This is a genomic window from Clostridium estertheticum (assembly GCF_018861295.1).
GTDB classification, from domain to species: Bacteria; Bacillota; Clostridia; order Clostridiales; family Clostridiaceae; genus Clostridium_AD; species Clostridium_AD estertheticum_D.
Genome location: NZ_JAHLDM010000093.1, coordinates 1 through 798 on the forward strand (window position 1 = coordinate 1; position 798 = coordinate 798).

General features: G+C 34.3%; 1 protein-coding gene. It reads left to right on the plus strand.

The genetic code is table 11. The annotated features are described in order from the left end of the window. Positions 1-798: NAD(P)-dependent oxidoreductase (locus KPL54_RS25810; RefSeq protein ID WP_216109325.1), on the plus strand; the 798-nt coding region annotated here is incomplete at both ends.

Here is a 798-nt window from a genome sequence, read left to right on the forward strand (position 1 = left end):
ACTAATGGAAAAAATGTTTGAGCTTGAGAAATATGGTGCTGAAGTATCTATGATAGAAGACAAAGATATGTATGCTATGGGACCTATCACTGACCGTATGCTTCAAATCGAATTAGGTGGTGTTGCCGCTGCACCTACTTATAAGCCTTTACTAGATGCTTGCAAGGATAAAGATATTATAGTGGTACATGTTGCTTCTATAAATAAAGAAATTATTAATGCTTCTGAGAATTTAAAGGTTGCTGCTGTATTACGTGGTGGTTATGAAAACGCTGATGTAGAAGCTTTAACAAAACGTGGAATTAAGCTAATAAATGCACCATGGCGTAGTGCACATGCTGTTGCTGATTTTACTGTTGGTATGATGATTGCTGAAAATAAGAATATCGCTCGTAGCCATAAGTTAATTCATGATAGAAAATGGTGCAAAAATTATGTAAACCAAGAGTATATTCATGATATGCGTACTTGTACTGTAGGGATAATTGGATTTGGTTATATTGGTCGCCAAGTAGTTAAAAGATTAAGTGGTTTTGGTTCTAAGGTTATTATATATGATCCGTTTATGGATCCTAAGGTTATTGAAGAAGCTGGATGTACACCTGTAACATTTGAAGAACTATTAGCACAATCTGATTTTGTCACAGTACACATACGTCTTTCAGAAAAGACCACTAAGTTTATTGGGGAAAAAGAATTTTCTCAAATGAAATCTACTGCGTATTTAATAAATACTGCACGTGCTGGTATAGTTGATACAGATGCTCTTATTAATGCTTTACAAACAAAATCTATTGG